The sequence below is a fragment of the Pseudomonas sp. FP453 genome, assembly GCF_030687495.1.
Taxonomy (GTDB): Bacteria; Pseudomonadota; Gammaproteobacteria; order Pseudomonadales; family Pseudomonadaceae; genus Aquipseudomonas.
The window spans coordinates 5,096,184-5,122,146 of record NZ_CP117435.1; the positions used below are offsets into that span (position 1 = coordinate 5,096,184).

Sequence of the window (25,963 nt, forward strand, 5' to 3'; positions counted from 1 at the left end):
GTGGGAACTTATGGAGCAGCTGATGTCGTCGATTAAGGAGGTGATCCAGCCGCAGGTTCCCCTACGGCTACCTTGTTACGACTTCACCCCAGTCATGAATCACACCGTGGTAACCGTCCTCCCGAAGGTTAGACTAGCTACTTCTGGTGCAACCCACTCCCATGGTGTGACGGGCGGTGTGTACAAGGCCCGGGAACGTATTCACCGCGACATTCTGATTCGCGATTACTAGCGATTCCGACTTCACGCAGTCGAGTTGCAGACTGCGATCCGGACTACGATCGGTTTTATGGGATTAGCTCCACCTCGCGGCTTGGCAACCCTCTGTACCGACCATTGTAGCACGTGTGTAGCCCAGGCCGTAAGGGCCATGATGACTTGACGTCATCCCCACCTTCCTCCGGTTTGTCACCGGCAGTCTCCTTAGAGTGCCCACCATAACGTGCTGGTAACTAAGGACAAGGGTTGCGCTCGTTACGGGACTTAACCCAACATCTCACGACACGAGCTGACGACAGCCATGCAGCACCTGTCTCAATGTTCCCGAAGGCACCAATCTATCTCTAGAAAGTTCATTGGATGTCAAGGCCTGGTAAGGTTCTTCGCGTTGCTTCGAATTAAACCACATGCTCCACCGCTTGTGCGGGCCCCCGTCAATTCATTTGAGTTTTAACCTTGCGGCCGTACTCCCCAGGCGGTCAACTTAATGCGTTAGCTGCGCCACTAAAAGCTCAAGGCTTCCAACGGCTAGTTGACATCGTTTACGGCGTGGACTACCAGGGTATCTAATCCTGTTTGCTCCCCACGCTTTCGCACCTCAGTGTCAGTATTAGTCCAGGTGGTCGCCTTCGCCACTGGTGTTCCTTCCTATATCTACGCATTTCACCGCTACACAGGAAATTCCACCACCCTCTACCATACTCTAGTCAGTCAGTTTTGAATGCAGTTCCCAGGTTGAGCCCGGGGATTTCACATCCAACTTAACAAACCACCTACGCGCGCTTTACGCCCAGTAATTCCGATTAACGCTTGCACCCTCTGTATTACCGCGGCTGCTGGCACAGAGTTAGCCGGTGCTTATTCTGTCGGTAACGTCAAAACAATCACGTATTAGGTAACTGCCCTTCCTCCCAACTTAAAGTGCTTTACAATCCGAAGACCTTCTTCACACACGCGGCATGGCTGGATCAGGCTTTCGCCCATTGTCCAATATTCCCCACTGCTGCCTCCCGTAGGAGTCTGGACCGTGTCTCAGTTCCAGTGTGACTGATCATCCTCTCAGACCAGTTACGGATCGTCGCCTTGGTGAGCCATTACCTCCCAACTAGCTAATCCGACCTAGGCTCATCTGATAGCGCAAGGCCCGAAGGTCCCCTGCTTTCTCCCGTAGGACGTATGCGGTATTAGCGTCCGTTTCCGAACGTTATCCCCCACTACCAGGCAGATTCCTAGGCATTACTCACCCGTCCGCCGCTCTCAAGAGAAGCAAGCTTCTCTCTACCGCTCGACTTGCATGTGTTAGGCCTGCCGCCAGCGTTCAATCTGAGCCATGATCAAACTCTTCAGTTCAAACATCTTTGGGTTTTTAAGAAACCCTAAACTTGGCTCAGCAATCGTTGGTTACATCTTTGATTTCTCGCGGAGTAACTTGTGATGCTGATAATCTTGTTGACTATCAGTCTGACTCCACAAGCACCCACACGAATTGCTTGATTCAGTTGTTAAAGAGCGGTTGGTTAAGATCTTTCGTCTCAACCGAGGCGCGCATTCTACAGCAGCCTCATTTGCTGTCAAGTGATTATTTTCAGAAGCTTTCGAAGAATTCTTCAACAACTTCAACCACTTGCGCTTCAGATCTCTCATCAGCGGGAGGCGAATTCTACAGCGTTACACGCTGCTGTCAACACCTCTTTTTCAACTTCTTTCTGGCTTCGATGAACTGAAGCACCTGCTGCCGAAACTTACATAACTCATTGTTTACCAAAGAGTTTTCCGTTTCGACTGCGCCGGAAGTGGGGCGAATTATAGACAGTTACAATTCGCCGTCAACCCTTTTCTTCACATTCTTGAGAAGACTGCCATTCGCCCGCGTCGGCAGCCTTCTGCGACCTCAGAACTTCGCCCGCAGCGCCATGTTGAAATTGCGCGGCTCACCATAGAAGTTCCAGTAATTGGGGTTGCCCAGTGTCTGGTAGTACTTCTTGTCGAATACGTTGTCCAGGTTGTACTGCAGCTCCAGGTTCTTATTGATCTCATAGACCGCATGCAGGTTGGTCAAATGGTATGCATCCTGCTGGATCTTGTACGTCTTGCCATACTCCCTCTGCACCATCGTGCTCTGTGCATAAAAGCTGCCGCCAACCCGCATGTGGTTGAGCGCGCCCTGCAGTCGGTAGTCGGTAGCCAGCTTGAATAGATGACGCGGCGCAGCGCTGTTGAAATCATCGCCCTTCTGCTCACCCCCGGCATATTTGGACTGGTTGTAGGTGTAACCCGCCGAGAGGTTCCAGTCCGACGTCACCTCCCCATTGACCTCCAACTCGAAACCGCGATTGCGCACCTTGTCGGAAGCACGGTAGCAGGACCAGTCGCGCTCGCAGGCCACCAACTCAGGACGCCCAGTCTGATCGGACTGGTAAAGCGCAATCGAACCCAGCAGACGCTTGTCGAAGAACTCGCCCTTGAGCCCAAGCTCATAGTTGCTGCCAGTCATGGGTTCAAGCACCGAGCCCGTGATGTCCTGGTTGCTCTGCGGCTTGAAAATCTCGGTATAGCTGGCGTAAGCCGTCAGGTTTTCGGTCAGGTCCTGGACCAGGCCCGCGTAAGGTGTGACTTCACCGCTCTTGGAGTAGTGGTTTGTTACTGGCCGGCTCACCACATCCAGGCTGTCGTAGCTGACCCAACTCAAACGGCTGCCAAGGATCAGCTTTGTAGAATCGGTCAGGCTGAAGCGTCCTGCTATATAGACGCCCTTCTGTTCTTGCGTACGGTTGTATTTCCACTGGTTGACATTCAGCGCCGTCGGCGCAGGCGGATCAAAGGCCCCCACATCGTTCATATCCACCACGTAGCGGTACGTCGCATCCCGACCGCCGTGGTAATCGAAGTCATCCTTGCGCCAGTTCCCACCGATGATCAGCTCATGCTGACGACCCAACAGCTGGAACGGACCGGACGCGTAGCCATCGATGCTGGTCTGAGTATCGTCATAACGGAAATGACGTGGGTTGAGGGTGAACTGGTCAGTGTCGCCAGCAGGCCAGGTGTAGTTACCCAGAAAATCCGCCTTGGACCACATCTGGTTCACCGCCACCACCGCTTTCCAGTCATTGGCAAAGCTGTGCTGGATATCGGTAAAGACCGTAGTGTTGCGCTTGTCGAGATGATTCCAGTCCCCCGTCAGCGATGTCGAACGTGACAGCGGATAGAACGTGCCATCGGTATGGATCGGCAAGCCAGACCAGTCGTACCCCGAATTGCGCTCCTTCTGATAACTGTAACCGAGGGTCACCAGCGTCGACTCACTCACATCGGCTTCGAGGATGCCATAGAACAGCTGGTTCTCTTTCCGGGCGATATCCAGGTAGCTGTTGGCATTGTTATAGGAAATCACCGATCGCCCACGCAGCGTGCCTTCTTCATTCAGCGGCGAGGACAGATCCACCATCGTCTTATAGTCGTCCCAAGACCCCACCGACGTTTCAATCAGCGCCTGTGGCTCGGCCGTTGGACGCTTGCGGATCAAGTTGATCGACGCCGACGGCGTCCCCGCCCCCTCCATCAACCCCGTGGCGCCGCGCACAATCTCGACCCGGTCATAAATGTCGGTGGTGGGCTTGGAAATCGCATCCATCGAATACGCATTGCTGATATTGGTCGGCACGCCATCGATCTGCAGGTTGTCCACCAACTGCCCACGCGCCTGGTACAAGGAACGCTCGCCACCATTCTTGACCACCATGATGCCCGTGGCGTTCTGCATCACGTCGTCGAGGTTCTTCATGCTTTGGTCATCCATGCGCTGACGGGTAACGACCGTCACCGACTGCGGCGTTTCACGCAGGGACATCGCCAGCTTGGTGGCGGTGGACGAGCGCCCGGTCGCATACGACCCGCTGCCCTCCGTCACCATCCCCAAGCCCTGGCCGGTGATAGTGGTGGCCCCCAGTGTCAAACCCGTTGCCGGTTGCACGATCAGTTGAAACTCACGCTCCCCGGTGCGCACCGCCTGTACGCCAGTGCCCGCCAACATCTGCGCCAGCGCCTGCTCGACGCTCGAAGCGTGCACCGCCTGACTCTGCTTATTGGCCGTGAGCGTGGCATCCCCCCCGATCAGAATCCCCGCCTGGCTGGCCAGCAGGTTCAACTGACGAGCCAGCGGACCTGCCGGGATCTCCAGAGTTTGCAATTGGGCAGCAGCGCCCGGGCTGTCGGCCTGGGCAGAAACGACATCAACGGCCAAAGCGATGACCACAGCCAGAGCCAGGGGATGGCGGCGTGAGAAAACGGTAGTGCGAGACAGCATGAATGAATCCTTTCGCAAGTCGAATGGAGGAGCGTCATCCAACCAAGCGAGCGAGCCGCGCAAAACCGGAAAAAGTTTTTCGGATTATTTTCAACGTGCCTCGACCGACACCCACCAAGGCAACGTGCGCACCACCCGAATCGGCAGCGCCCGCTCCAGCATCGCCAGCGCGCGGTCACTGTCGAGCAACGGATAGGTCCCCACCACGCGCAAACCGGCGAGCGCCGGATCGATACCGAGATGACCTTGACGGTAATCCCCAAGTGTCTGCACCACTTCGCCCAGCGGCAGGTCCTCAGCCACCAGCACGCCGCGACGCCAATCCTGACGCCGGGCTTGCGCTGGCACCAACGCGCCACCGGCCTGGGCATCGAACACCATTGCCTGGCCCGCCGCGACCTGCACCTGCAGGCCGCTGTCTGCGCAAGTAGCCTGCACCGCGCCACCAAATACACTCAACGTGGTCTGCACGCCCTCGGCCCGCACACCAAACACGGTGCCCAGCGGTTGCATGCGCCCGGCCCGCGTCACTACCTGCAAAGGGCGCACATCGGTACCGGTCTCGATGAGCATTTCACCGCGATACAACCGCAGCTGCCGCACGCCCTCATCGAAGTGCACATCGAGCGCCGTCGCGCCGTTGAGCCACAGCTGGCTGCCGTCGGCCAGGCGGATCGGCCGCACTTCACCCAACCCGGTGCGATAGGTCGCAAACAGAGCACGCGGCGAGTCCAGCCAGCCCTGTCGCCAACCCGCCGACGCCAGCAGCCCACCCATGCCCGCCACACATAGACTGCCGAGCAAGGTTCGGCGTGAAACGCGATCACGGCGCAACGTCGTCAACACCTGATGCGCCTGATCGGCACTACCGCTGAGGTTGCCAAAACGCTGATTGATGCCCTCCACGTACTGCCACGCCAGCCGATGCTGAGCATCCTCCGCCAGCCATGCCCGCCACTGGCCGTGGGCGCGGGGGTCATCCGGCTGTGCATGCAAGCGCGCAAACCAGCTGGCCGCCGCTTGCAGCACACGATGATCGGGCGCGGCCGGGTTCATATCAGCGCTCCAGCCAGCTCGACTTCCAACAGCAGGCATTGATACATCGCCTGCGCCAGATAACTGTTCACACTGCGCTCGCTCACCCCCAGCCGCAGCGCCGTTTCGCGCTGCGTCAGACCTTGCAACTGCACCAGCAGGAATGTCTCGGCAACCCGCTTGGGCATCCGCTCCAGCATGGCCTGCAACTGCCCAAGGGTTTCCAGGATGATCGCCTGATACTCCAGCGACGGCACCTGATGCTCAGGCTGCGCCGCCAGTACGTCCAGGTACGCTTGCTCGATGCGCCGACGGCGCCAGAAGTCCACACACATATGCCGCGACATGCGCCCAAGATAAGCGCGCGCATGCTCGTCATCGTTGAACCTGCGCGGCGTGGCCAACAAGCGCACGAACACGTCATGCGCCAGCTCCGCCGCATCGCTGGCATTGCCCAGCTTGCGTTGGAGCCACTGCTGCATCCAGCCATGGTGCGAGCGGTAGAGCGCCTCCAGGTTGGAACTGAGAACAGGAGCACCAGGCGGAACCTTCATGGAGAGCGTGCCTTGCTTGCGAATAAGAATGATTAGCAAGTGTAACTTTGATGCATCGCCCCCCGCAATTGCCAGGTCAGAACGTGTACTTGAAGCTCGTCATGAAGTTACGCGGCGCGCCATAGACGCTCCAACTGTCCGCATACGCGTAATAACTGCGATCAAATACGTTGTTCACGTTCAACGTCGCGCTCAGATTGCGGCTGATGTCATACCGCGCCATCAGGTTGGTCAACGCATAGCTGCCCTGCTCAAACGTATGCAAGTCCATCCCGGTCTTGCTCTGCCAGTTCACCCCGCCGCCCACCGTCACCTTGTCGAGCACGCCCGGCAGGCGGTAAGTGGTAAAGGTCTTGAGGCTGTGACGCGGGCTGGTGGTGACAATGCGCTGATCATCGGCATCGGTGCTCACGCTATAGGCGTAACCGGCGGACGCTTGCCAGCCGTCGCTCAACTCACCGTTGAACTCCAGCTCCACACCCTTGGTCGTGGTGCCCTGCTCCGCACGATAGATGTCCGGGTCGCTCACAAACACCGGCAGGTTATCCTGGTCGATCTTGAACAGCGCCAGGCTCGCGTTGAGTCTGTCGTCATTGAAGCTGCCCTTGACCCCGACCTCATAACCCGTGCCTTCCTGCGGATCCAACGCCTTGTAGCTCGCATCATGAATGCCGTAGGCCTGGGGATTGAAGATCTTGGTATAGCTGGCATACAGCGACCAGGTGCTGTTCAAGTCATACACGATACCGGCGTACGGCAGGAACACACCGTTGCGGGTTTCCTTGCTCTCGGTGTTCTGGCTCGGGTCGGCGTAAGTCACTACTTCATTACTACGCTTCCAGTCAGTTACACGGCTACCGAGGATCACCGCCGTGTTGTCGGTGACATGCAAACGCGACGTCAGGTACGCCGCATACTGGTTCTCTTCTATATGGGTCTTGCCCACCGGCGTGGTATTCGGAACATTCGCGCCGCTGCCACTCCAATTGAAGATATTGGGCACGGTGCCGTCGTAACCGGTCCAACTGCCAAACCAGCCGCCATGGCTTGGCGTATTTTCGTGGTAACGCGACATCGTCACGCCGGCGATCAACTCATGCTCACGCCCAAACAGACTGAACGGCCCAGTCAGATACGCATCAAGGTTGTTCTGGCGCGGCGTGCCCGACCAGCGATTGGGATAGAGATAAGCCCCCGCCCCCGTATCCTGGTCGATGCTGCCGTTCATATAGTTGATCAGCTCATCGAACTGGTTCTGCGTGTGGCTGACCTCAACCTTGCCGCTCCAACCGTTATCGAACTGATGCTCGATGGAGCTGAACACATTGGTCTGCTTGCGATCGTTATAGGCCCAATCCGGCGCGCTGTTGGCCGAGCGGCTGAAGGTGGTGCGGTTGCCGTTGCTGTAGAACATCGGAAAACCGGTGCGCAACGGGTCATTCACCTGATTGTTGATATAGCTGAAGCCCACCGTCAGCATCGTCGCATCGCTCAGGTCGAACTCGGAAATCCCGTACACCATCTGCGAGTCGGTGTTGACGCGATCCACCCAGGAGTTCTGCTTCTTATAGTCCACCACCAGGCGCCCACGGATATTGCCACTGTCGGTCAGTGGCCCGGACACATCGAACCCCGTGCCATAACGATCCCAACTGCCCGCCTCCCCCGTGATACTGGCCTGCGCCTCCGCCGTCGGGCGCTTGCGGATCAGGTTGATAGTCGCCGACGGCGTGCCCGACCCACTGATCAACCCCGTGGCCCCGCGTACCACTTCAACACGATCGTACATCGCGGTGTTCTGCGTGGTGTTATCCAGGCGCGCCGAGGTCGGCACGCCGTCGATCTCGAAGTTGTTGATCTGGAAACCGCGGGACCAGTACGTATCGTTCTCCGCGCCGACGCCGACCCGCAGCACCGTAATGCCCGGCGTGGCCTCCAGCACTTCGGTGAGGTTGGTGAGCCGTTGATCATCGAGACGCTGGCGGGTGATCACCGTCACCGATTGCGGGGTTTCTTTCTGCGTCAGGTTCAGTCGCGTCGAACTGCTCGACGAATAGGTGGTGTAAAGGCCGGTGCCCTCAGTGGTCGAACCCGGCGCCATGCCGGAAATCGAGATCGCGCCCAGTTGCACAGCACCGCCCGCCCCCGGCTGCAATTGATAATGCCCCTCGCCGGTCTGCACCACCGTCAGCTCGCTGCCCGCCAGCAGCACCTGCAACGCCTGGTCCACCGAGTAGCTGCCATGCAGCGCCGGGCCAGTCTTGCCGGCGGTGAGCGCCGCATTGCCCGCCAGATACACGCCACTTTGCGCGGCGAGCTGATTGAGCTGATCGGCCAAGGCGCCAGCGGGCAGGTCGAAGCGCTGTACAGCCTGTTCAGCGGCAGCCGCCAGGGGTGCAAAGCTCAGGCTCGCAGGCACGGCCAAGGCCAAAGCAATCGCCAGGGCCAAAGGTTGGGGAGAGTTACGCAGGAATAAAGGCATAAAACAGTTCCGGTCGAAGGAGGCATCAAGCCGTTGTCCTTCTCTAATTCGAATGAGAACGCAAAACCGGAAGCACAAACGAAAAAATCAGCGCGGCACCACGTTGACCCACCAGGCAAACCGCCGCTCGACGCGCACTGGCAACACCTGCGCAAGCATGGCCAGCGCCTGATCGGTGTCTTGCAACGGGTACGTGCCCATCACCCGAAGATTGGCAACCTGCGGATCAATCCCCAAATGCCCATGGCGATAGCTGGCCAGTTCACCGACAAACTCCGCCAAGCGCATATCGTTCGCCATCAACACACCTTTCGCCCACGCCTCGCGCCCAGGTTGCGCAGGGTGCAGCGCCGACAGGCTGTGGCGGTCGAAATCCACGCCCTGCCCCGCCGGCACGATGTGCGTCTGCCCACTGTCGCCACACGCGACTTGCACACGGCCTTCATACACATTGAGCTGCGTGCGGCCATCGTGTTCGCGAACGCTGAACCGCGTCCCCAAAGGCCGCAGGCAACCTTGCGCGGTCTGCACCACAAACGGGCGACTGTCGCTGCCGGTGTTGATCAGGATTTCACCGCTGTAGAGCTTCAACGCGCGCTGCCCGGCACTGAAGTTGACGTCCAGCGCCGTGCCGCTGTTGAGCCAAATACGCGTACCGTCGGCCAACACCTGTTCGCCCAGCGGCACAACACCGGTGTGGAAATCGCGGGTCCAGGCGCCCCGTTGCTGCCAGCTCCCCCAGCCCAGCAGCGCGCTGCCCATGGCAATCGACAACCCGCGCAACACCTGCCGCCGCGAGCGCTGCGAACCGCGCAGGTGGGCCAACGTCTGGTTCGCCCCCGGCACATCCTCCTGCAACGGTGCAAACCGCTGGCTCACCCGCGCGACATAACTCCAGGCCAACCGGTTGACCTCGTTGCGCCCATGCCACTGGCGCCACGCGTCATGCAGATGCCGCGCATCCGGCTCGGCACTCAAGCGCGCAAACCAGTCAGCGGCTTGTTGCAACGCGGCATAGTCCAGGCCAGTAGAAGGAGTGCTCACGACAAAGCGCCGTCCAGCTCGGCTTCCAGCACCATGCACTGGAACATGGCCTGCCCGATGTACTTGGTCACCGTGCGCTCGCTCACGCCAATGCGCAGCGCGATCTCGCGGTAACTCAAGCCATCGATCTGCGCCAGGCAGAACGCCTCCGACACCTTCACCGGCAAGCGATCCAGCATCGCCTGCAAATGCACCAGCGCTTCCAGCACCAGCGCCCGGTGTTCTTCCGACGGCGCACACGCTTCCGGCCGGCTCGCCAACACCTCAAGCCACGCCTGCTCCACCTGCTTGCGGCGGAAAAAATCCACACAGACGTTACGCGACAGCGTGCTCAGGTACGCCCTCGCATGCCCGTCGCTGCCGAACTCGCGCGGATGGGTCAGCAAACGCACAAACACATCGTGGGCCAGTTCGGCAGCGTCACTGACATTGCCGAGTTTTCGCGCCAGCCAGCGTTGAATCCAGCCGTGATGGGCCGAATACAGGCTGCCAACGTTGAAGGGTGAGGGCTCGGGAAGCGGGGGCATGGGCAGCCCTACGAATAAGAATTGTTCCCAATGGTAATAAGAAAAGATAACCACCACAACGGGGAAAAGTTACCGGCGGCCCGACTCAAGGGTTGTCCCGCTGCGTGCGCCCATCCGGCCCATACAACCGGTCACCGCCCAGGCTGTTCAAAAACCCGACAATCTTCTGATTACACGCCATGCGCTGCTTGATCGCCCCGCCATTGGCCAGGTTGAGCTGCCGCGCCCGTTGCGCCAACGCCTGCACCTGCCGCCACGCCGCCAGGCAATCGGCATCCTCGGCCGCCTTGAAGGCACCTTGGCGACCGCTGCCATAGCCGAGCTTCAATTGCGCACCGCTGCGGATCGCTTCCAGCTGCTCCAGCTTGAGCAACGCCGCCTGCTTGCTCGCCGTCAGTTCCTGCAAGCGTTCACCCTCGACCTTAGCCTGGGCCAACGCCAACCGTTCCTGCTCCAGCAACTGCACCAACTGCTCAATCGCCTGCTGCTGCACTTGCAGATGTTTGCCCAGGCTCATAGGCACCTGCACCTCATTGGCCCGCGCTCATTCGACGGTTTCACCCACGCTGGCGGCGAGGCCGTCGAAGATCGAATCGGCGCTGACCTGATACGTCCCACCGGCAATGGCCTGGCGCACCGCTGCGACTTTATCCATGTCCACATCCGCCGAGCTCTCGACGCGCGTCTCGGCACTGCTGCTGGAAACCTGCACACCGTCATCGACGGTGGCTTCCAGCGCCAGCAATTCAACGCGCTGGCTGCCGGGCGCTTGGCTGTCGACGGGCGCCGGGGGGTTGGTCAGGTTCGCACTTATGATTTTCACGTTAGGGGCTTCATCTGCTGTGGGGTTGGATCAACTATCGGCAATCGAAAAGGCAAACTTTGCCCGCTGATCGAAAAAACTCAGTAACGCAGCCGCAACGCGTTCTGGCCCACCACTTGGGCGCTGAGCATTTTGCCGTCGCTGCCCATGACGCGCACGGTGCTGCCCAGGCTGCCATTGTCCAGCGCCTTGCCCTCGCGGCTGATGGTGAAACCCGCGCCCTCGGCCTGCAACGTCACCTGCTGGTTGCGCTCCACCAGCCAACGCTCGCGCACGCTGTTCTGGGTCAGCACCACATTGCGACTGAGATTGCGGCTGGCCTGGCGTCCGATGATCTGCGCGGTGTCGAACAGCACGCCCTTGGGCAACCGCTCCAACGGGCCGCGTTTGCTTTCCAGCATCGGCGCCTTGATCACCTCCCCCGCCGTGATGCGTTGGCGCGCAACTATATAGTCGCCCACCACCCGCACATTGACTTGCAGGTAACCCGCCACCTCACTGCTACAGCGCACGCCCATCGCCACCCGGCCGAATGCGTTTTGCTCGGGATGGACCAGATACGGACGCGGCTCTGCGCAGTCCACGATACGCGCCGCCGGCTGGCCGAGCTCCATCGCCACCAGTTGCGCATGCGCCGGCAAACGCGGGCTGATCACCGCGCGCACCCTGTCCTCCAGGCCGTCCGCCTGGGCCAGGGCGCTGCACAGCAAACACACCCAACCGCCTGATCGCCACCTCATCCATCCCGCCCTCCGCGCTTCCAAGCGCAGAATTCTAGTCGCCCGGCCCACGGGGCAAGGCCGGAATTAGTCGCCAAATAGCCGCCTGTTTCGGCCTTTGCCCAAGCAACCTTGGGACTAACCTGCGAGCCGTTCATTTATTTGATGCACAGGTCCGCAACCATGATCGACAAGCTCGACAACGAGCTGCGCTTTCAGCAGGACGCAATGAGTTTGCGGGCTGAGCGCCAGCAGGTATTGGCCAACAACATCGCCAACGCCGACACACCGAACTTCCGCGCGCGGGACTTCGACTTCTCCAGCGAACTGGCCAGCTCCCTGCAAAAACAGCACATGGGCAGCGGCATGGCCCTGGCCACCACCTCGGACCGCCACCTGCATGCCTCGTCCCAAAGCCTGTCCAGCCGCGACTTGCTCTACCGCGTGCCCGACCAACCGAGCCTGGACGGCAACACCGTGGACATGGACCGCGAACGCGCGCAGTTCACCGACAACGCCGTGCGCTACCAGGCCAGCCTCACGTTCCTGACCAGCCGCTTGCAATCGCTCAAGACCGCCATGCAGTCCGAATAATCCAGGGAAGCACCATGTCGATGTTCAGCATTTTCGATATCGCCGGCTCCGCGCTCAGCGCCCAGTCCCAGCGCATGAACGTAACCGCCAGCAACCTGGCCAACGCCGACACCACCAGCGGCCCGGACAACGCTGCCTACCGCGCCCGCCAAGTGGTCTTCGAATCCCAATACCAGGCCGGCAGCAACATCGGCGGCGTGCGCGTCAGCCAAGTGGTCGAGGACGGCTCGCCGATGCGCCAGGAATACCGCCCCGGCGACCCGCTCGCCGACGAATCCGGCTACGTGACCATGCCCAACGTCGAGCCCGTGGGCGAAATGGTCAACATGATCTCCGCCTCGCGCTCTTACCAGGCCAACGTCGAAGTCATGTCCACCAGCAAGGAAATGATGCTGAAAACTTTGACCTTAGGTGAGGCGTAAACCATGACCAGTACGATTGCCAGCTCGGTGCTGTCGAGCATGAACAGCACCAGCGCCACCGCCGACAGCACCACCTCGGCGGCGGATGATTTGCAGGACCAGTTCCTCACCCTGCTCACCACGCAGTTGCAAAACCAGGACCCCACCGACCCGATGGACAACAGCGAGATGGTCACCCAGCTCGCGCAGATCAGCACCATCAGCAGCATCGAGAACGTCACCTCGACGCTGGAAGGCATCTCCAGCCAGATCAGCGCTGCCGAAACCCTGCAAGCCTCGGCGCTGGTGGGCAACGGCGTGTTGATCGACGGCAACACCCTCCAGGTCGGCGACGGCGTGGCCACCACCTTTGGCGTGACCCTCGACAGCGCCGCCGATGACGTCACCGTCACCATCAAGGACAGCACCGGCACGGTGGTGCGCACGATTGATGAAGGCAGCATGAGTGCCGGCACCCAAGCGCTGTCATGGGATGGCCTGAACGATGACGGCAGCACCGCCGCCGACGGCGCCTACACCTTTGCCATCAGCGCCACCGCCAGCGACGTCGCCGTGACCAGCACCGCACTGAAATACGCCCTGGTCACCGGCGTCACCACCGACAGCAGCAACCAGGTCGCCCTGGACCTGGGCGGCGTCAACGACAACGTCGCCCTCAGCGACATCAGCCTCGTCCTCTGACTCGCCTACTTATATAAAGGAGCAACACCATGGCTTTTTCCCAAGCGCTCAGTGGCCTGTCGGCGGCGTCTACCGACCTCAACGTGGTCAGCAACAACATTTCCAACTCCCAGACCGTGGGCTTCAAAAGCTCCACCACGCAGTTCGCCGACGTGTATTCCGGCGCGGATGTGGGCCTGGGCACCCAGGTTTCCGGCGTGGTGCAGAACTTCGAATCCGGCAGCCTGACCACCACAGATAACTCCCTGGACCTGGCGATCAACGGCGATGGTTTCTTCACCTTCACCGACGGCACGCAAACCGTGTACTCGCGCAACGGCCAGCTGACCCTGACGGCCGAGGGCTACCTGGAAAACGCTGCCGGCGACCAACTGCTCGGCGTCAACGGCGTGATCCAGATCCCCACCACCGGCCTGCAAGCCAGCGCCAGCAGCGAGCTGGACGCCGAGCTGAACCTGGACGCCAGCGAAGACACCATCACCGCCACCTTCGACCAGACCGATTCGTCCACCTACTCCTATTCCACCAGCGCCACGCTCTACGATTCCCTCGGCATCAGCCACACCAGCACCCTGTATTTCAGCAAGACCGCCGACAACACCTGGGAAGTGCACACCGCCATCGACGGCAACCTGCTCACCGAGACCCAGACCGTCGGCTTCAGCGCCAGCGGCCTGATCACCAGCGGTGAAACCGGCACCTACACCTACGACCCGGCCAACGGCGCCGCCGAGCTGTCGATCACCCTCGACCTCACCGGCACCACCCAGTTCGGCAATGACTCGGCCGTGTCCGATATCTCGCAGAACGGCTACACCTCCGGCAGCCTGGTGAGTTTCAGCATCGACGAAACCGGCACCGTGGTCGCCACCTACTCCAACGACCAGACCAAGAACATCGACCAGATCCAGCTCGCTACCTTCAGCAATGAAAACGGCCTGAAAGCCAATGGCGACAACACTTGGCTGGCCACGTCCTCGTCCGGCCAGGCTTTTGCTCGGCGTGGCCGGCAGCGGCTCGTTGGGCTCGATCCTCAGCGGCACCACCGAAGACTCCAACGTCGACCTGACCGCCGAACTGGTGAACCTGATCATTGCCCAGCGCAACTTCCAGGCCAACGCCAAGTCGGTGACGGCGCAAAGCGAAGTCTTGCAGCAAGCCGTGAACATCGGGTCCTGACCCTATGGACCGCATGCTTTTCACCGCCATGAGCGGCGCCAACCAGGCCCTCGAACAACAAGCCGTGGTCGCCAACAACCTGGCCAACATCGTCACGCCGGGGTTTCGTGCGCAACTGGTGGAGATGCAGTCTTCACCCGTTGCCGGCGAAGGCCTGCCGACTCGCGTCTCGGTGGCGGCCAACGGCATCGGCGTCGATTGGAGCCAAGGCCCGGTGGTGCACACCGACCGCGCACTGGACGTGGCCCTGGGCGAAAACGTCATGCTCGCGGTGCAGGCCGGCGACGGCAGCGAGGCCTACACCCGGCGCGGCGATTTGCAGGTGGACGGCACCGGCGCCATGAGCGTGGGCGGTCGCCCGGTGATCGGCGATGGCGGCCCGGTGACCGTGCCGCTGGGCAGCGAAGTCACCCTCGGCAGCGACGGCACCATCAGCGTGCGTGAACTGGGCATGAGCCCGCGCGGCCTCAGCCCGGTGGGCAAGTTGAAGCTGGTCGCGGCCTTGCCCGGCACCTTGCAGCCCGGCACCGACGGGCTGTTCCGCACCGCTAACAGCCAACCGCTGCCCGCCGACGACAGCCTGCGCGTCGCCCCCGGCGCCCTGGAAGGCAGCAACGTCAGCCCGACCAGCGCCATGGTCGCGATGATCGACAACTCGCGCCGCTACGACATGCAGATGAAAGCCATCAGCACCGCCGACGAAAACGCCAAGAGCGCCAACAGCCTGCTGTCCCTGAGCTGAGCGCACCGTTGCACCGACAAGGAACCAAACGATGATCCGCTCACTGTGGACGGCCAAGACCGGCCTCGAAGCCCAACAAGGGCAAATGGACGTGATCGCCAACAACCTGGCGAACGTCAGCACCAACGGCTTCAAGCGCTCCCGCGCGGTGTTCGAAGACCTGGTGTACCAGAACGTGCGCCAGCCCGGCGCGCAAAGCAGCACCGACACACGCCTGCCCTCCGGCTTGCAGGTCGGCACCGGCGTGCGCGAAGTCGCCACCGAACGCCTGCACACCCAGGGCAACCTGGAACAGACCAGCAGCTCCAAGGACTTGGCCATCAACGGCCTGGGCTTTTTCCAGGTGGACATGCCCGATGGCAGCACCGGCTACACCCGCGACGGCAGCTTCCAGCTCGATTCCAACGGCGAGATGGTCACCTCCAACGGCTATAAACTCTCGGCCGGCGTGACCATCCCGGCCAACGCCACCGCGATCACCATCAGCACCGACGGCATCGTCTCGGTGACCACGCCGAGTGCGTCCACTTCGACCCAGGTCGGCCAGCTCAACCTGGCGCTGTTTATCAACCCGGCCGGCCTGGAAAGCATCGGCCAGAACCTCTACCTGGAAACCGACGCCTCCGGCTCGCCCACCGAAACCACCCCGGGCCTGAACGGCGGCGGCACCTTGTCCCAAGGTTACGTAGAGACGTCCAACGTCAACGTGGTGGAAGAAATGGTCGGCATGATCCAGACCCAGCGCGCCTACGAAATCAACAGCAAGGCCGTCGAAAGCTCGGACGAGATGCTCCAGCGTCTGACCCAGCTCTGAGCGAGATCCCCACCATGGCTCACAAGTACCTACTCGCCTGCGTGCTGGCCCTCGCCGGCTGCGATCAACTGCCGCACAAACCGGTGGTGCCCGAAGAAGACCTGCCGGCGCCGGTCTACCCGTTGCGCCAGGCCAACGGCTCGATCTACCAAGGCAGCCTCGGCTCCCAGCCGCTGTTCGAAGACCGCCGCCCGCGCCGGGTCGGCGACACCCTGACCATCCAGCTGGAAGAACAGGTCAGCGCCAGCAAGAACTCCTCGTCCAACGCCAGCCGCGCCGGCTCCATGGGCCTGAAGTTCGCCACCACCTCCGCGCGTGCCTCCCAGGTCGGCTCGTTTGGCATGGACGCCTCCACCACCCACGACTTTATTGGGGCCGGCGGCTCCCAGGCGAACAACTCATTCACCGGGACCATCTCAGTGACGGTGATGCAAGTGATGCCCAACGGGCACCTGCGGGTGCGCGGCGACAAACAGATCGCGATCAACCAGGGCACCGAGTTCATCCGTTTCTCCGGGCTGGTCAACCCGCGCAGCATCACCGGCGAGAACACCGTGTCCTCGACCCAGGTGTCCCAGGCGCGCATCGAGTACGTGGGCGATGGCTATATCAACGAAGCGCAGCGCATGGGCTGGCTGCATCGCATCCTGCTGAACGTTTCACCTTTTTGAGTGACCCTGCCATGTTCCTGAGAGCCGTCAGAATCCTGCTGCTGAGCTGCCCGTTGTGGCTGTGCGCAACGGCGCACGCCGAGCAAATCCGCGACATCGCCGACTTCGCCGGCATACGCCCCAACAGCCTGGTGGGCTACGGCCTGGTGGTGGGCCTGGACGGCAGCGGCGACCAGACCACCCAAAGCCCGTTCACCGAACAAGGCCTGACCAACATGCTCTCGCAGCTGGGCGTAACACTGCCCGCCGGGGCGAACATGCAGATGCGCAACATCGCCGCCGTGATCGTCACCGCCAACCTGCCCGCGCTGTCGCGCCCCGGCCAGCAGATCGACGTGGTGGTGTCGTCCATCGGCAACGCGAAAAGCCTGCGCGGCGGCACGTTATTAATGACGCCAATGAAAGGCGCCGACGGCGAAGTCTACGCCGTGGCCCAGGGCAGCCTGCTGGTGGGCGGCGCCGGCGCGTCGGCCAACGGCAGCAGCGTGACGGTCAACCAACTGGCGGGCGGGCGCATCCCCCGTGGCGCGATCATCGAACGCGCGGTGGCGCTGAACCTCAACAACGAACACGGCCTGCTCGGTCTGTCCCTGCATGAGCCAGACTCCGCCACCGCACAGCGCGTGGTCTACGCGATCAACCTGGACATGCGCCGCACCGTCGCCTCGGCCGTGGACGGCGGGCTGATCGAGATCCAGGGGCCGGTGTCGCCCAACGAACGCACCAACTTCATGGCGCGTATCGAAAGCATCGAAGTGCTGCCGATCCAGGCGCGGCCGAAAGTCATCCTCGATTCGCGCACCGGCTCCATCGTGCTCAACAGCTCGGTGAAGCTGTACCGCGCGGCCGTGGCCCACGGCAACTTGTCGGTGATCATCGACACCACCAATACCGTCAGCCAGCCCGGTGCGTTCAGTGGTGGCCAGACGGCGGTCACGTCCCAGAGCAATATTTCCATCGAATCCCAAGGCGGCTCCCTGCACCTGCTCGAAGGCACGGCCAACTTGATGGACGTGATCAAGGGCCTCAATGCCCTCGGCGCCACACCACAGGATTTGATGGTCATCCTGCAAGCGCTCAAGGCCGCAGGCTCCCTGCGGGCCGAGCTGGAGATCATCTGATGAAAAGCAGCGATCACTTTGCCCTCGACGTGCAGGGCCTTGATCACCTGCGCAACCGCGCCCACCTGGACCCGCAGGCGGGACTCAAGGAAGCCAGCAAGCAGTTCGAAGCAGTGTTTATCCAGATGATGCTTAAAAGCATGCGCGCGGCAGTGCCCAAGTCCGAGCTGTCGAGCAACTCGCAAACCGAGCTGTACACCGAGATGCTCGACCAGCAATGGGCGCAGAGCCTGTCAGGCAAGGGCATCGGCCTGGCTGAACAACTCACCCGGCAACTGAGCGGCTACGCCAGCCAACAAAACCCGGAGCTGAGCGCCGCCACCACGGCATTTCTCGATCTGCCGACGCGCTCGCCCTTCGAAGCCTGGAAACGCCGCGAAGTCAGCGCCAGCAACAGCGACCAGCCCGAGCACGTGCAAGCCTTCATCGCCCGCCTCAGCGGCCCGGCACAATCCGCCGCACGCGACAGCGGTGTGCCCGCCGAACTGATCCTGGCCCAGGCCGCGCTGGAAACCGACTGGGGCCGGCGCACCATTACCACCGCCCAGGGCGCCGACAGCCACAACCTCTTCGGCATCAAGGCCGGCAGCGCCTGGCAAGGTGCGACCACCCAGGTGCTGACCACCGAATACAACGACGCCGAGGCGCAAAAGCAGCTGGAAAGTTTCCGCGTGTACGCCAGCGACGAAGCCGCGTTCACCGACTACGCGCGCCTGATACGCAGCCGCCCCGGCTACGCCGCCGTGCGCACGGCCGGTGACGCACCGCAAGCCGCCGTCGCGCTGCAACAGGGCGGTTACGCCACCGACCCGCGTTATGCGCAAAAGCTGATTTCCGTGATGGCCACCATCGGTCCCTTGCACACCACACAAGCGCGCAACGATTTATAGGCCAGGGGTCAATTCACCCCTTCGCCGGGCCGATAGTGCCAAGCATGTAGCCCAGGAGCTTCTCGATGAGCATTATTTCCATTGGCGTCAGCGGCCTGACCGCCGCGCAGATCGCCCTCAGCACCAGCAGCAGCAACACCACCAACGCCTACACGGCCGGCTACACCTTGCAGGTGGCGAACTTCTCCGAGTCCACCTCGGGCAGCGGCGTGCAGATCTCCAGTGTGGATCGCCAATACAACCAGTTTGTCACCACCCAGCTCAACAGCTCGATCAGCGCCGAAAGCGCGCTGTCCACCTACCAGACTGAAGTGGACCAGATCGACAGCCTGCTCGCCGACGGCGACGCCAGCCTCGACACGCTGATGCAGAGTTTCTTCTCGGCCCTGCAAACCCTGACCTCCGACGCCAGCGACACCGCCGCCCGCGAAGAAGTGATCGGCGCCGCGCAGACCCTGACCTCGCAGTTCACCCAGTTGGGCAGCTACCTCGACGACATGGCCAACGACGTCAACAGCCAGATCGACGACCAGGTCAGCCAGGTCAACGACCTCACCGAACAGATCGCCGGGCTCAACAAAAAGATCAGCCTGAGCGACGCCCTCGGTTCCACTTCCAACGCCCTGCTTGACCAGCGCGACTTGCTGGTCAGCCAACTCAGCGAACTGGTGGACGTGGATGTCACCACCCAGGACAACGGCAGCTACACCGTATCCCTGAGCAACGGCCTGGCGTTGGTGTCGGGCAACAGCAGCTTCGACCTGCAAACCGCCGTTTCGGCCAGCGACCCGACACAAACCGTGGTCACCTACGTCGACGCCGCCGGCCACACCACCACACTCGACAACGCGGTGTTTGAAGGCGGCTCCCTCGGCGGCCTGATGGACTTTCGCGACAACAGCCTGAGCGATGCGCAAAACCAACTGGGCATCCTCGCTGTCAGCCTGACCCAAGCCTTCAACACCTTGCAGGCCTCCGGCATCGACCTCAATGGCGATACCGGCAGCGCACTGTTCTCGGTGGACGACCCCAGCGTCTACGGCAACACCGGCAACACCGGCGACGCGACCCTCAGCGCCACCTTCAACGACGACGTCAGCGCCCTCGCCGCCACCGACTACACCGTCAGCTATTCCGACAGCGACGGCTACAGCGTGACCCGCAACGACACCGGTGCCAGCGTCACCTCGGCCTACGACAACGGCACGCTGACCTTCGCCGGCATGAGCGTGGCCATCAGCGGCACCGCCGACGATGGCGACAGTTTCGTGGTCTTGCCCACGCGCAACGCCGCCAGCAGCTTCACCACCCTGACCAGCGACGGCAGCCTGATCGCCGCGGGCACGTCCACCGGCAGCAGTGACAACAGCAACGCCCTGGCCATGCTCAACCTGCAAACCAGCAGCATCGTCGGCGGCAGCAAGACCCTCAGCCAGACCTATTCGGCGCTGGTCAGCGATGTGGGCAGCACCGCGAGCAAAGTCGCCGGGCAGTTGGAAACCCAGACCAGCCTCACCGAACAACTGACGACGCTGCAACAGTCGGAATCGGGGGTCAACCTGGACGAAGAGGCGGCCAACCTGATCGTCTACCAGCAGTATTACCAGGCCTGCGCAAAGGTGGTTGAAGTGGGCACCAGCCTGCTCGACACCATCCTCGACATTAATTAAAGGAGCGCCGCCATGCGCCTGAGCAGTGCGACGATTTACAACCAAAGCCTCACCTCCATGCTGGCCCAGGAAAGTGCCTACCAGACCGCCGCCCAGCAAGTGGCCAGCGGCACACGGGTGGTCACGCCGTCCGACGACTCACTGGCCGCCGCGCAAGCCGTCAACGTGCGCCAGGCGATTGCCGCCAACGAGCAATACGCCGACGCGCGCAGCAGCATCAGCACCTCGCTGTCCCAGGAAGAAAGCACCCTGGACAGCATCAACGATGCAATCACCAGCGCGCGCTCGCTGATCGTGCAGGCCAACAACGGCACACTCAGCGATGCCGACCGCGAGTCCATCGCCACCTCGTTGCAAGGCGTCTACGACACCCTCGTCACCTTGGCCAACGCCACCGACAGCAACGGCAACTACCTGTTTTCCGGCTACCAGAGCCAAAGCCCGGCGTTCGCGGCGGACGCCGACGGCAACCTGGTTTACCAGGGCGACAGCAATGTGGTCACGCAACTGGTCAGCTCCACCCAAAGCATGGCCAGCGGCGACACCGGTGCGACGATTTTCCAATCGGTGAGCAGCTCGGCGGGTTTTATCGCCGAAGCCGGCGACAACAGTGGCAGCGTCACCTTCAGCGGCCCGACCATCACCGACACCACGGCCGCCAACTACGGCACCGGCTTCAGCCTGACCTTCAGCACCGCCGCCGACGGCACCGCGCAATACAGCCTCGACGGCGCCACCCCGGTGGCCTACACCTCGGGCGACACCCTGCAAGTCAACGGCCTGTCCCTGACCCTCAGCGGCACCCCGGTAGACGGTGACAGCATCAGCGTGAGCAAAGCCGCCGACGCCGACCCGGACCTGTTCGCCACCCTGAAAAACCTGATTTCCGTGCTGCAAACCCCCGTGGAAACCGACGCCGACCGAGCCAACCTGAACAACACCCTCTCCACCGCCAGCCGCCAACTGAGCAATGCCCAGGACACGGTACTGACGGTACAGACCTCGGTGGGTTCGCGGCTCAATCAACTGGACGTACTGGATACCATCGGCGATGACCTGGCGCTGAGCTACACGGAGCGGTTGTCGGGGTTGGTGGATGCGGACTACACCGAGTCGGTGACGCAATACACCTCACTGCAAGTGGCCCTGCAAGCCGCCCAGCAAACCTTCGTCAGCATCCAGAAGATGTCCCTGTTCGAATACATCTAACCGCCTGAACTGGATAAAAACTGTGGGAGCGGGCTTGCCCGCGATGGCGGTGTGTCAGGCGAAAGAGGTGCTGGCTGACCCACCGCCATCGCAGGCAAGCCAGCTCCCACATAAGCCAGTTTCCACAGTTGGATCGCAGTAGCTTCAGGGGACGGCCATGTTATCCACCAGGTACTGCATGAAGTGCAGGGTATTACTGAGCAACGTCGCCAGAAACGGCCCGAGGTCGCCCATCACCACCATCAGCAGAATCAACCCCACCGACAAGGTCAGCGGAAAGCCCACCGAAAATACCGTGAGCTGCGGCGACACGCGGTTGAGGATGCCCATGGCCAGGCTGATGATCAGCAACGTGCCCACCATCGGCAACGCCAGCAACAAGCCGGTCAGGTAGATCGTGCCGCCGTACCGCGCAATCAGCTGCCAGGCATTCGGGTCGAAACGCAGGTTGCCAATCGGCAAGGTCTTGAACGTGCCGGCCAGCAACTCCAGCACCATCAAGTGCCCGTCGAGCGCGAGGAACATCAGCACGGTGATCATCCCCAGGTACCGCGACAGCACCAGGCTGTTGGTGCTGGTGTCAGCCGAGAAGAACGTGGCAAACGCCAAGCCCATCTGCATGCCGCAGATGTCGCCGGTCATTTCCACCACCGCCAGGGTCACGCGCATGACCATGCCCAGCGCCATGCCGATCAGCACCTGTTCCACGATCACGCCGAGCCCCGGCCAGGAGAACAGCGCGACCTGGGGCAACGGCGGCAGGTTCGGCGCCAGCAGGAACGCCAGCAACATCGCCAGCCCGACCTTGACCTGGCTCGACACGTTCTTGTGCCCCAGGATCGGGTCGCTCATCAGGTACGCCAGCACTCGGCAAAACGGCCAGAAAAAACCGGTCAGCCACAGTTGCAGTTGCGCCGAGCTGACTTCGATCACGGCGCGTCAGCCGATCAGCGTGGGCAGGCTGGTGAACAGCGCACGGGTGTAGTCCACGAGCATTTCCATGATCAATGGCCCGGCGATCACCAGCACCACGCACACGCCGATGATCTTGGGGATAAACGACAGGGTCGATTCGTTGATCTGCGTGGCCGCCTGGAACAGGCTGACCAGCAGGCCGATAAACAGGGTCACGAACAACACAGGCGCGGCCACGATCATGCTCATGCGCATGCCTTTGTAAGCCAGATCCATCACCATTTCCGGGGTCATCGGCAACGCCTCATCAGGTGTAAAAACTCTGCGCCAGCGAACCCAGCAACAACTGCCAGCCATCCACCAGCACAAACAGCATCAGCTTGAACGGCAGCGAGATCGTGGCCGGCGGCACCATCATCATGCCCAGCGCCATCAGCACACTCGCCACCACCAGGTCGATGATCAGGAACGGGATAAAAATGGTGAACCCGGCCTGGAACGCGGTTTTCAGTTCGCTGGTGACAAACGATGGCAGCAGCACGCGCATGGGCACGTCGTCGGGGCCTTGCAGGTCGTCGATCTGCGCCAGCCGCGCAAACAGTGCCAGGTCGCCCTGGCGGGTCTGGGTCAGCATGAATTTGCGAAACGGCTGGCTGCCGTCCTTGAGGAATTGTTCCACCGAGATTTCATCATGGGAGAACGGCAACCAGGCCTTTTCGTAGGCCTGATCAAGGGTCGGCGACATGACGAAAAACGTCAGAAACAACGCCAGCCCCAACAGCACCTGGTTCGGCGGCGCCGAGGTGGTGCCGATGGCCGTGCGCAGCAAGCCGAGCACAATGATGATGCGGGTGAAGCCGGTCATCATCAGCAGGATCGCCGGCAAGAACGCCATGGCGCTGAGGAGCAACAGGGTTTGCAGGCTCAGCGACCATTGCTGGCCGCCCGCTTGCCCGGTGAAGGCGCTGAGGCCCTCCATGCCGGTCATGAAGCACGCCCTTTGCCGGTCAAGGCATTGGCCAGACGCTCGGCAAAACCGCCCGCGACCACCGTTTCGGGCTCCACTTGCGGCGCGTCCATCTGCGCCAGCGCCGTGACCTGCTGCGCCGTCACGCCGAGCACCAGCCATTGCCCACGCACTTCCACGATCACTACTTTCTCGCGCTGGCCCAGGCCGGTGCTGCTGACCACGCGCAGCTGCTTGCCCGGCACCAACGCCCGCGTGCCCATGCGCCGGGCGAGCCAGCCAAACACCAGCACACAGCCCAGCACCACGGCCAGGGCCAGTGCGGTTTTTCCCAGCAGCGCCAGGTTCATCACGCTGTCCGTGGGCACGCCGAGCGGCGGGCTTGCGCTGTTCATCGGTTGAGCTTTTGCACGCGTTCGGACGGCGTGATGATTTCGGTGATACGGATCCCGTACTTGTCATCCACCACCACCACTTCGCCCTGGGCGATCAGGTAGCTGTTGATCAAGATGTCCATCGGCTCGCCCGCCAGGCCATCCAGCGCCAGCACCGAGCCCTGGGCCAGCTCCAGCAACTGCTTGATGGTGATGCGCGTACGGCCAAGCTCCACGCTGAGCTTGACCGGAATATCCATGATCATTTCCAGCTCACGCGCCGCAGCGGTGGGCTGCGCCGGCGCCAGTGGCTTGAACACACTGGAACCGACGCTCGGCACCGGGCTTTCCAGCGCCGCATCGGCCGCCTCTTGTTCGGCCAGGGCAATCGCCCACGGGTCGTCCGCCCCTTCGGCGATGGTTTGTTCGGCCAGGGCGTCGGCCCATTCATCCGGCTCTTGGGGCTCGGTAACAGTTGGATCAGTCATGCTCGGAGTCCTTGGCTGTGGGGACGTGGCCCTTCACGAATCGGCTGGAGGAAGAGGAAGAAAGGCTCAGGGAATGATCGACCAGATCCTTCACCAACAAGGCGCGCAGGCCGTTCTGGCTGCCGTACTCACAGGTCATGACCGGTACGCCATCGACCCGCGCGCTGATGATGTCGGGCAGTTCGATGGGCAGCACGTCGCCGACTTTCAGCGCCATGACTTGGCCGACGCGCGCATCCATTTCGACAAAGTCGGCGATCAGCTCAATCTCCGACTGCGCGATTTCGCCCGCCATGCGCTTGTTCCAATGGCGCTCTTCCTCGGGATTGGTGTCCGTCAGCGGGCCGTTGAGCAACTGGCGCATCGGCTCGATCATCAGGTACGGAATCACGATATTGAAATCGCTGGAGAGGTTGCCGACCTCCAGGTGGAAGGTGGCATTCACCACGATTTCATTCGGCGAGCTGGTGATGTTGGCGAACTTGGCCTGCATCTCCGAACGCAGGTATTCGATTTCCAGGGGGTACACCGACTTCCACGCGCCCTTGTAGGCGTCCACCGACAGCCCCAGCAAACGCTGGATGATGCGCTGTTCGGTGCGGGTGAATTCGCGGCCTTCGGACTTGGTCACAAAGCGCCCGTCGCCGCCGAACAGGTTGTCCACCACCATGAACACCACCGCCGGCGGGAACACCACCAACGCCGTGCCGCGCAGCGGTTTCATCGCCAGCAGGTTGATGTTGGTGGGCATCGGCATATGCATCGAGAATTCGCTGTAGCTCTGGTAGCGCACGCTTTTGACGGTGATGTCGATGCTGCGCCGGATCAGGTTGAACAGGCTCATGCGGAAATAACGGGCGAAGCGCTCGTTGATGATGTCCAGCGCATGCAAGCGCTCGTGGATCACCCGGTGCTGGGTCGCCGGGTCATAGGGGCGCACGCGGGCGGCGTCGAGGGTGCCGGCTTCTTCATGGGCGGCGTCGGTTTCATCGCTGCCGCGCAGCAGCATGTCGATTTCGTCCTGGGAGAGCAAATCGTCGATGGCCATGGGTTACTGCACGATAAAGTCGGTGTACAGCACGCGCAGCAACGCGGGGGCGGGTTGCTGCGGCGCCAGCGGTTGCTTGAGGGCGTCGAGGATGCGCGCGGCCAAGGCGGCCTTGCCTTGGGGAGTGATCAACTGCGTGCTGTCCTGGCCGCTGACCAGAGTCAGCAACTGGCTGCGCAATTGCGGCATGTAGTCGGTCAGTTGGGCTTGGGTCGCGTCGTCGGCGACTTCCAGGGCGAACCCCACATATAACAGGCTCGGTTCATCGCGCTCGTTGGACAGGTTCACCGTCATCGGCGCCACCGTGACCAAGCGTGGCGCCTGGGGCTTGTTCGCCACCGGCGCGGCCTTGGCGACGTCCACCTGGCTCAGGTAGAGGTAAGTACCACCGGCACTTGCGGCGACGACGGCCAGCGCCAGCAACACAATCAAGAGCCAGGGGGTTTTGCGGGTGGCGGTCATTGGCGGG

Annotated in this window: 27 protein-coding genes, 1 rRNA gene and 1 pseudogene; 12 read left to right on the top strand and 17 right to left on the bottom strand. The window is 61.8% G+C overall.

The window, feature by feature from the left end; all coding sequences use genetic code 11:
• Window positions 1-33: 33 nt before the first annotated feature.
• The 10 genes from PSH87_RS23125 to flgA all read right to left on the bottom strand — a co-directional run bounded on the left by PSH87_RS23125 (window position 34) and on the right by flgA (window position 11,730).
• A 16S ribosomal RNA gene (locus tag PSH87_RS23125) occupies window positions 34-1,569 on the bottom strand.
• Between the two features lie 541 nt (window positions 1,570-2,110).
• On the bottom strand, window positions 2,111-4,525 hold the full coding sequence (locus PSH87_RS23130) for a TonB-dependent receptor (RefSeq protein ID WP_305431251.1): 2,415 nt from the start codon (window positions 4,523-4,525) through the stop codon (window positions 2,111-2,113).
• A 90-nt stretch (window positions 4,526-4,615) separates the two neighbouring features.
• Complete coding sequence (locus PSH87_RS23135) at window positions 4,616-5,581, bottom strand: FecR domain-containing protein (protein ID WP_207046696.1); 966 nt, start codon at window positions 5,579-5,581, stop codon at window positions 4,616-4,618.
• Window positions 5,578-6,114, bottom strand: coding sequence for a sigma-70 family RNA polymerase sigma factor (locus tag PSH87_RS23140; protein WP_305431253.1), 537 nt, complete (start codon window positions 6,112-6,114; stop codon window positions 5,578-5,580). Before PSH87_RS23140 ends, PSH87_RS23135 begins: the two co-directional genes overlap by 4 nt.
• Before the next feature lie 76 nt (window positions 6,115-6,190).
• Entirely contained in the window at window positions 6,191-8,596 is a 2,406-nt protein-coding gene (locus PSH87_RS23145) for a TonB-dependent siderophore receptor (protein ID WP_305431254.1), read from the bottom strand.
• 87 nt (window positions 8,597-8,683) lie between these two features.
• Window positions 8,684-9,640, bottom strand: a complete 957-nt coding sequence (locus PSH87_RS23150) for a FecR domain-containing protein (protein ID WP_305431255.1) — start codon at window positions 9,638-9,640, stop codon at window positions 8,684-8,686.
• A complete protein-coding gene (locus PSH87_RS23155) occupies window positions 9,637-10,167 on the bottom strand; it encodes a sigma-70 family RNA polymerase sigma factor (RefSeq protein ID WP_017735826.1) in 531 nt (176 codons plus the stop codon). Before PSH87_RS23155 ends, PSH87_RS23150 begins: the two co-directional genes overlap by 4 nt.
• 85 nt (window positions 10,168-10,252) lie before the next feature.
• On the bottom strand, window positions 10,253-10,684 hold the full coding sequence (locus PSH87_RS23160; protein WP_017735827.1) for a flagella synthesis protein FlgN: 432 nt from the start codon (window positions 10,682-10,684) through the stop codon (window positions 10,253-10,255).
• A gap of 27 nt (window positions 10,685-10,711) precedes the next feature.
• Window positions 10,712-10,990, bottom strand: coding sequence for a flagellar biosynthesis anti-sigma factor FlgM (gene flgM, locus PSH87_RS23165; RefSeq protein WP_017735828.1), 279 nt, complete (start codon window positions 10,988-10,990; stop codon window positions 10,712-10,714).
• 80 nt (window positions 10,991-11,070) lie between these two features.
• Entirely contained in the window at window positions 11,071-11,730 is a 660-nt protein-coding gene (gene flgA, locus PSH87_RS23170) for a flagellar basal body P-ring formation chaperone FlgA (protein WP_305431256.1), read from the bottom strand.
• Between the two features lie 162 nt (window positions 11,731-11,892).
• On the opposite strand from flgA, the gene flgB reads away from it, so the two are divergent.
• The 12 genes and pseudogenes from flgB (at window position 11,893) to flgL (ending at window position 21,702) form a co-directional block, all read left to right on the top strand.
• On the top strand, window positions 11,893-12,303 hold the full coding sequence (flgB, locus tag PSH87_RS23175) for a flagellar basal body rod protein FlgB (protein WP_305431257.1): 411 nt from the start codon (window positions 11,893-11,895) through the stop codon (window positions 12,301-12,303).
• 14 nt (window positions 12,304-12,317) lie between these two features.
• Window positions 12,318-12,725 (top strand): flagellar basal body rod protein FlgC, encoded by a 408-nt coding sequence (flgC, locus tag PSH87_RS23180; RefSeq protein ID WP_207046709.1) that lies wholly within the window; start codon window positions 12,318-12,320, stop codon window positions 12,723-12,725.
• 3 nt (window positions 12,726-12,728) lie between these two features.
• Entirely contained in the window at window positions 12,729-13,406 is a 678-nt protein-coding gene (locus PSH87_RS23185; RefSeq protein WP_305431259.1) for a flagellar hook assembly protein FlgD, read from the top strand.
• Between the two features lie 29 nt (window positions 13,407-13,435).
• Window positions 13,436-14,347: pseudogene (locus PSH87_RS23190) on the top strand (flagellar hook protein FlgE); the annotation flags it as partial.
• 7 nt (window positions 14,348-14,354) lie between these two features.
• Entirely contained in the window at window positions 14,355-14,585 is a 231-nt protein-coding gene (locus PSH87_RS23195) for a flagellar basal body rod C-terminal domain-containing protein (protein WP_305434364.1), read from the top strand.
• Window positions 14,586-14,589: 4 nt separating this feature from the next.
• Window positions 14,590-15,327, top strand: coding sequence for a flagellar basal body rod protein FlgF (locus PSH87_RS23200; RefSeq protein WP_305431260.1), 738 nt, complete (start codon window positions 14,590-14,592; stop codon window positions 15,325-15,327).
• Window positions 15,328-15,358: 31 nt separating this feature from the next.
• Window positions 15,359-16,141, top strand: coding sequence for a flagellar basal-body rod protein FlgG (gene flgG / locus PSH87_RS23205; protein WP_017735835.1), 783 nt, complete (start codon window positions 15,359-15,361; stop codon window positions 16,139-16,141).
• A 14-nt stretch (window positions 16,142-16,155) separates the two neighbouring features.
• Window positions 16,156-16,812: a flagellar basal body L-ring protein FlgH gene (locus PSH87_RS23210; RefSeq protein ID WP_017735836.1), complete on the top strand. Its 657-nt coding sequence runs from the start codon at window positions 16,156-16,158 to the stop codon at window positions 16,810-16,812.
• Window positions 16,813-16,823: 11 nt separating this feature from the next.
• Window positions 16,824-17,933 (top strand): flagellar basal body P-ring protein FlgI, encoded by a 1,110-nt coding sequence (locus tag PSH87_RS23215; protein ID WP_017735837.1) that lies wholly within the window; start codon window positions 16,824-16,826, stop codon window positions 17,931-17,933.
• Window positions 17,933-18,823, top strand: a complete 891-nt coding sequence (flgJ, locus tag PSH87_RS23220) for a flagellar assembly peptidoglycan hydrolase FlgJ (protein ID WP_305431262.1) — start codon at window positions 17,933-17,935, stop codon at window positions 18,821-18,823. The genes PSH87_RS23215 and flgJ overlap by 1 nt, the downstream gene beginning before the upstream one ends.
• Before the next feature lie 65 nt (window positions 18,824-18,888).
• Complete coding sequence (gene flgK, locus PSH87_RS23225; protein WP_305431263.1) at window positions 18,889-20,493, top strand: flagellar hook-associated protein FlgK; 1,605 nt, start codon at window positions 18,889-18,891, stop codon at window positions 20,491-20,493.
• Window positions 20,494-20,505: 12 nt separating this feature from the next.
• Window positions 20,506-21,702, top strand: a complete 1,197-nt coding sequence (gene flgL, locus PSH87_RS23230) for a flagellar hook-associated protein FlgL (protein ID WP_017735840.1) — start codon at window positions 20,506-20,508, stop codon at window positions 21,700-21,702.
• Window positions 21,703-21,846: 144 nt separating this feature from the next.
• Here the strand turns inward: flgL and fliR are convergent, their stop codons facing one another.
• Genes fliR through PSH87_RS23265 form a run of 7 tightly spaced genes read right to left on the bottom strand, consistent with a single transcriptional unit; the run spans window position 21,847 to window position 25,956 of the window.
• Window positions 21,847-22,635: a flagellar biosynthetic protein FliR gene (gene fliR, locus PSH87_RS23235; RefSeq protein WP_017735841.1), complete on the bottom strand. Its 789-nt coding sequence runs from the start codon at window positions 22,633-22,635 to the stop codon at window positions 21,847-21,849.
• Between the two features lie 6 nt (window positions 22,636-22,641).
• Window positions 22,642-22,911: a flagellar biosynthesis protein FliQ gene (fliQ, locus tag PSH87_RS23240; protein WP_017735842.1), complete on the bottom strand. Its 270-nt coding sequence runs from the start codon at window positions 22,909-22,911 to the stop codon at window positions 22,642-22,644.
• Window positions 22,912-22,924: 13 nt separating this feature from the next.
• The gene (fliP, locus tag PSH87_RS23245) at window positions 22,925-23,605 is read right to left on the bottom strand and encodes a flagellar type III secretion system pore protein FliP (protein ID WP_017735843.1); all 681 of its coding nucleotides are present in this window, start codon (window positions 23,603-23,605) and stop codon (window positions 22,925-22,927) included.
• Window positions 23,602-23,979 (bottom strand): flagellar biosynthetic protein FliO, encoded by a 378-nt coding sequence (gene fliO / locus PSH87_RS23250; RefSeq protein WP_305431264.1) that lies wholly within the window; start codon window positions 23,977-23,979, stop codon window positions 23,602-23,604. The genes fliP and fliO overlap by 4 nt, the downstream gene beginning before the upstream one ends.
• On the bottom strand, window positions 23,976-24,446 hold the full coding sequence (gene fliN, locus PSH87_RS23255; RefSeq protein ID WP_305431265.1) for a flagellar motor switch protein FliN: 471 nt from the start codon (window positions 24,444-24,446) through the stop codon (window positions 23,976-23,978). Before fliN ends, fliO begins: the two co-directional genes overlap by 4 nt.
• Complete coding sequence (fliM, locus tag PSH87_RS23260) at window positions 24,439-25,494, bottom strand: flagellar motor switch protein FliM (RefSeq protein WP_124526386.1); 1,056 nt, start codon at window positions 25,492-25,494, stop codon at window positions 24,439-24,441. Before fliM ends, fliN begins: the two co-directional genes overlap by 8 nt.
• Window positions 25,495-25,497: 3 nt before the next feature.
• Entirely contained in the window at window positions 25,498-25,956 is a 459-nt protein-coding gene (locus PSH87_RS23265) for a flagellar basal body-associated FliL family protein (RefSeq protein WP_305431266.1), read from the bottom strand.
• Window positions 25,957-25,963: the final 7 nt, after the last annotated feature.

Excerpts from the sequence above, each read along its gene's own strand:
- PSH87_RS23135 (WP_207046696.1), bottom strand. The coding sequence starts at position 5,581 with ATGAACCCGGCCGCGCCCGATCATCGTGTGCTGCAAGCGGCGGCCAGC.
- fliO (WP_305431264.1), bottom strand. The coding sequence starts at position 23,979 with ATGAACAGCGCAAGCCCGCCGCTCGGCGTGCCCACGGACAGCGTGATG.
- PSH87_RS23140 (WP_305431253.1), bottom strand. The coding sequence starts at position 6,114 with ATGAAGGTTCCGCCTGGTGCTCCTGTTCTCAGTTCCAACCTGGAGGCG.
- PSH87_RS23185 (WP_305431259.1), top strand. The coding sequence starts at position 12,729 with ATGACCAGTACGATTGCCAGCTCGGTGCTGTCGAGCATGAACAGCACC.
- flgL (WP_017735840.1), top strand. The coding sequence starts at position 20,506 with ATGCGCCTGAGCAGTGCGACGATTTACAACCAAAGCCTCACCTCCATG.
- PSH87_RS23145 (WP_305431254.1), bottom strand. The coding sequence starts at position 8,596 with ATGCCTTTATTCCTGCGTAACTCTCCCCAACCTTTGGCCCTGGCGATT.
- PSH87_RS23155 (WP_017735826.1), bottom strand. The coding sequence starts at position 10,167 with ATGCCCCCGCTTCCCGAGCCCTCACCCTTCAACGTTGGCAGCCTGTAT.
- PSH87_RS23200 (WP_305431260.1), top strand. The coding sequence starts at position 14,590 with ATGGACCGCATGCTTTTCACCGCCATGAGCGGCGCCAACCAGGCCCTC.
- fliM (WP_124526386.1), bottom strand. The coding sequence starts at position 25,494 with ATGGCCATCGACGATTTGCTCTCCCAGGACGAAATCGACATGCTGCTG.
- PSH87_RS23130 (WP_305431251.1), bottom strand. The coding sequence starts at position 4,525 with ATGCTGTCTCGCACTACCGTTTTCTCACGCCGCCATCCCCTGGCTCTG.
- fliQ (WP_017735842.1), bottom strand. The coding sequence starts at position 22,911 with ATGACCCCGGAAATGGTGATGGATCTGGCTTACAAAGGCATGCGCATG.
- flgB (WP_305431257.1), top strand. The coding sequence starts at position 11,893 with ATGATCGACAAGCTCGACAACGAGCTGCGCTTTCAGCAGGACGCAATG.
- fliN (WP_305431265.1), bottom strand. The coding sequence starts at position 24,446 with ATGACTGATCCAACTGTTACCGAGCCCCAAGAGCCGGATGAATGGGCC.
- PSH87_RS23215 (WP_017735837.1), top strand. The coding sequence starts at position 16,824 with ATGTTCCTGAGAGCCGTCAGAATCCTGCTGCTGAGCTGCCCGTTGTGG.
- PSH87_RS23160 (WP_017735827.1), bottom strand. The coding sequence starts at position 10,684 with ATGAGCCTGGGCAAACATCTGCAAGTGCAGCAGCAGGCGATTGAGCAG.
- flgK (WP_305431263.1), top strand. The coding sequence starts at position 18,889 with ATGAGCATTATTTCCATTGGCGTCAGCGGCCTGACCGCCGCGCAGATC.
- flgJ (WP_305431262.1), top strand. The coding sequence starts at position 17,933 with ATGAAAAGCAGCGATCACTTTGCCCTCGACGTGCAGGGCCTTGATCAC.
- PSH87_RS23195 (WP_305434364.1), top strand. The coding sequence starts at position 14,355 with ATGGCGACAACACTTGGCTGGCCACGTCCTCGTCCGGCCAGGCTTTTG.
- fliP (WP_017735843.1), bottom strand. The coding sequence starts at position 23,605 with ATGACCGGCATGGAGGGCCTCAGCGCCTTCACCGGGCAAGCGGGCGGC.
- flgC (WP_207046709.1), top strand. The coding sequence starts at position 12,318 with ATGTCGATGTTCAGCATTTTCGATATCGCCGGCTCCGCGCTCAGCGCC.
- PSH87_RS23265 (WP_305431266.1), bottom strand. The coding sequence starts at position 25,956 with ATGACCGCCACCCGCAAAACCCCCTGGCTCTTGATTGTGTTGCTGGCG.
- PSH87_RS23210 (WP_017735836.1), top strand. The coding sequence starts at position 16,156 with ATGGCTCACAAGTACCTACTCGCCTGCGTGCTGGCCCTCGCCGGCTGC.
- flgA (WP_305431256.1), bottom strand. The coding sequence starts at position 11,730 with ATGAGGTGGCGATCAGGCGGTTGGGTGTGTTTGCTGTGCAGCGCCCTG.
- flgG (WP_017735835.1), top strand. The coding sequence starts at position 15,359 with ATGATCCGCTCACTGTGGACGGCCAAGACCGGCCTCGAAGCCCAACAA.